The organism is Microvirga sp. P4_G7, assembly GCF_056401005.1.
This window is the reverse complement of sequence record NZ_JBFUKD010000458.1, coordinates 1-3,125: the sequence shown is the minus strand read 5'-3', so window position 1 is coordinate 3,125 and position 3,125 is coordinate 1. Positions and strand designations below refer to the sequence as shown.

Here is a 3,125-nt window from a genome sequence, read left to right as displayed (position 1 = left end):
ACAATAGCGGCGCGATGACCGGCCAAGTGTTTGCGTCAACATCCGCCGTCACCTTTACCAATGCTGGAGCCYGGTCGATACGCAACTTCGCCGACACGGACGGTGACGGAACCCGCGACACCAAAAGTGTTGCGGTGTCGGACTTCGGCGCCGGCACCAGCACGTTTCAGAATGAGGCAGGCGGCGTCGTGAACCTCGGTGCGGTTGCCGGTGCTCCGGTCACGAATTCCACGGGCTACTATGTGCCGACCACAGGCATCAATAGCCGCACACTCGAACCCACCTTCTATGATTTCAACCGCGAGGGCCTCCTGCAGGGCCAGCTCGTGAGACTCGACAGTTTCTCCAACACGGGCGTCATCGATTTGCGCGGCTCAGTTGTTGGCAACACGCTGGTGGTCACGGGCGGACCTGGTGTCATCGGCGGCGTGATGCAGGCCGGAAGCGGCGTATTTGTTTCGAACGGAGGTCAGCTTCTGATCAATACCATCCTCAATGAGGGGATTCCGTACGGCGGCCAGACGAATTCACGCTCAGACATGTTGATCGTCGACTCGACTCTGACCGGAGCTGGCGGTCCGACGCGGGTTTTGGTTTCGGTCGACCCGACATCGGCAGGCGCATTCACAACCGGCAACGGCGTCGAGGTGGTTGAAGTGCGCAATAAGTCCGCTTCGTCCGGGGACGCCTTCGCTCTCGGCCGGCGCGTCGCGGGCGGTGCCTATGAGTATTTGCTCTATCACAACGGCGTTGGCGGCGATGTCAGAGATGGAAACTGGTATCTGCGCAGCACCATCGAACCGCCTCCCCCACCTCCTCCTTCGCCACCTTCACCTCCGCCGTCACCGAAGCCGAACTTTCGCGCGGAGGTCGCCACTGCCATGGCGATCCCGGCATTGGCGAGCAAATTCGGGTTCGCAATGCTTGGAACCTATCACGACCGCGTCGGCGAGGATTACTCAGACCCGACGCCGGCGGCAACGACGCGGACCGTTTGGTGCAAGGACGCGGCGCGCAACTACCGTTGCACAATCACATCCGAAGCGAACGCAACATACGCGGCCGGGCAGAGCCGTTATCCTGTATGGGGTCGCCTGTTCGGGGCGAGCGGCAATGTCGGGTACAGCGGCTTCGGCGACGACGCCCGACTGAACAAGTTCTACAAGTCCGGGCCGTCCTACAGCTTCGGCTTCGCGGGGTTTCAGCTTGGTATCGATCTTTATCGCCAACCGTCGGGCGATGGAGTGCGCGACGTCGCCGGTTTGTTCATAGGAGCCGGGCGCATCGATAGCGATGTGCAGCGCGTCTATGGTGGCAAGGCGGGCTCCACATCCATGGATGGCTATTCGTTCGGCGGATACTGGACAAGGAAGGGCGCGAGCGGCTGGTACATCGACGCTGTTGCGCAGGGAACATGGTACGATCAGGTCACGGCGGAATCTGTTCTCGGTGAGAAACTGAATTCGAGTGGCTGGGGTTTCGCGGCCTCGCTCGAGAGCGGCTATCCCTTCGCGCTCGGAGCCGGGTGGGCCATCGAACCTCAGGCGCAACTAATCTATCAGCATGTGGCGATCGACGGCGGCGGCGACAGTTTCGGTCAGATCCATATCGAGGGAACGGACACGCTCTATGGCCGCCTCGGCGCGCGCCTTACAAAGAACTGGTCCATGGAGAACGGCAACCGCGTGACGACCTGGGCGCGCGCCAATGTGTGGCACGCGTTGGGCGCTGACGCGAAGACCACCTTCTCCGGCCCCCTCGGGTTCAACTCAGTCGTGCTGAGGACTGATCTCGGCGGAACCTGGGGTCAGGTGGGCGTCGGCGTATCGGGTCAGGTAACGCAGAACGCCAGCATCTTCGCGGCGGCCGACTACAACTTCGGATTCGACAGTGGCAAAGACCACAGCATCAGCGGCCGGCTGGGTGCGAAATTCACATGGTAGTGGCAGACGATCGTTTCCTGCTCACGACCCTGCACTCGTTCCCTTCGGCCGCAGGTGCGTAGTTCTTGTGGTTTCCGGGACTACGCAGCCCGGCGATCCCCATTGTCGACATAGCCCTTGGCGACCCCGGCAGGGCTCGAACCTGCGACCTACTGCTTAGAAGGCAGTTGCTCTATCCAGCTGAGCTACGGGGCCCCGATGCCTCGTGGGCCGTCAATGGGTCCAGGGACCGACTCGATTGAACTTGAAATTGTCCGAATAAGCCATGATCCGGCGCTTGGGTTCTTGCGGCTCCTCGACCCGATAGGGGATGCCTTCGCGCTGGGCGTAGGCCATTGCCTCTTCCTTGGTGTCGAACCACAAGCGTAGCTGCTGACGCGTGTCGCCCGAACTCGTCCAGCCCATCAGGGGCTCGATCTCACGCGACCTGTCCTGCTCGAACACGAGAAGCCATTGCTTGGTCCGGGCCATGCCCGACTGGGTGGCTGACTTGGCGGGCTTATAGATCCGTGCGGGCATGAAAGGTCTTCTCTCGTCAAACGCCCAGTGATTGGTCGGGGCGGCAGGATTCGAACCTGCGACCCTCTGCTCCCAAAGCAGATGCGCTACCAGACTGCGCTACACCCCGATGCCTCACAAGGCTTGCGTTCTCTAACGTTGCGGGTCGGGGTGCGCAAGCCCTGCCCGCCTGTTAAATGGAACAGACGGGCACCGAGCGGGTCGATGCGGGGCACAAAATCCTATGTTACGACCTGCGCCCCGCTGTGATCGGCAGCTCAGTAGCGCGTCTTTTCCGGCATCTTGCGGTATTCGAGCCAAACCTGCTGTGCGTCAGCCTGCATCATCTGCTCGACAGCGACGGCCCGCTCCGCATACGGCTTTTTCATGTCTGCGCTGATGTTGGAATCATCGAAAAGATCGGCGTAGTCGGTCCAGGCGGCCGCGTAATAGATGCGCTCGATCCGCGCCCAATAGGCGGTCGAATAGCACATCGGACACGGCTCGCAGCTGGTAAACAGGGTCGCGCCCTTCAAGTTCGGCGCACCGACTTTCTTGCAGGCGGCGCGCATGGCATTGACTTCGGCATGAGCCGAAGGGTCGTTGTCGCGCAACACGCTGTTGCCCGAAGCAGCGAGGACTTGTCCGTCGCGCACGACAACCGCGCCGAACGGCCCGCCCGTC

General features: G+C 61.7%; 3 protein-coding genes and 2 tRNA genes. 1 reads left to right on the top strand and 4 read right to left on the bottom strand.

The features are described from left to right. A partial coding sequence (locus tag AC1DT3_RS16320) for an autotransporter family protein (RefSeq protein ID WP_477466294.1) occupies positions 1–1,943 on the top strand: 1,943 nt, incomplete at its 5' end. Between the two features lie 118 nt (positions 1,944–2,061). On the opposite strand, the gene AC1DT3_RS16315 is transcribed toward AC1DT3_RS16320, so the two are convergent. From AC1DT3_RS16315 to AC1DT3_RS16300, 4 genes are all read right to left on the bottom strand, one after another. Next, positions 2,062–2,138, bottom strand: a tRNA-Arg gene (locus AC1DT3_RS16315). A gap of 18 nt (positions 2,139–2,156) precedes the next feature. Further along, the gene (locus AC1DT3_RS16310; RefSeq protein WP_477466293.1) at positions 2,157–2,462 is read right to left on the bottom strand and encodes an ETC complex I subunit; all 306 of its coding nucleotides are present in this window, start codon (positions 2,460–2,462) and stop codon (positions 2,157–2,159) included. 32 nt (positions 2,463–2,494) lie between these two features. Continuing rightward, a tRNA-Pro gene (locus AC1DT3_RS16305) sits at positions 2,495–2,571 on the bottom strand. Between the two features lie 148 nt (positions 2,572–2,719). Continuing rightward, positions 2,720–3,125: nucleoside deaminase (locus AC1DT3_RS16300; RefSeq protein ID WP_477466292.1), on the bottom strand; the 406-nt coding region annotated here is incomplete at its 5' end.

Coding starts and splice junctions, on each gene's coding strand:
- AC1DT3_RS16310 (WP_477466293.1), bottom strand. CDS start 2,462: ATGCCCGCACGGATCTATAAGCCCGCCAAGTCAGCCACCCAGTCGGGC.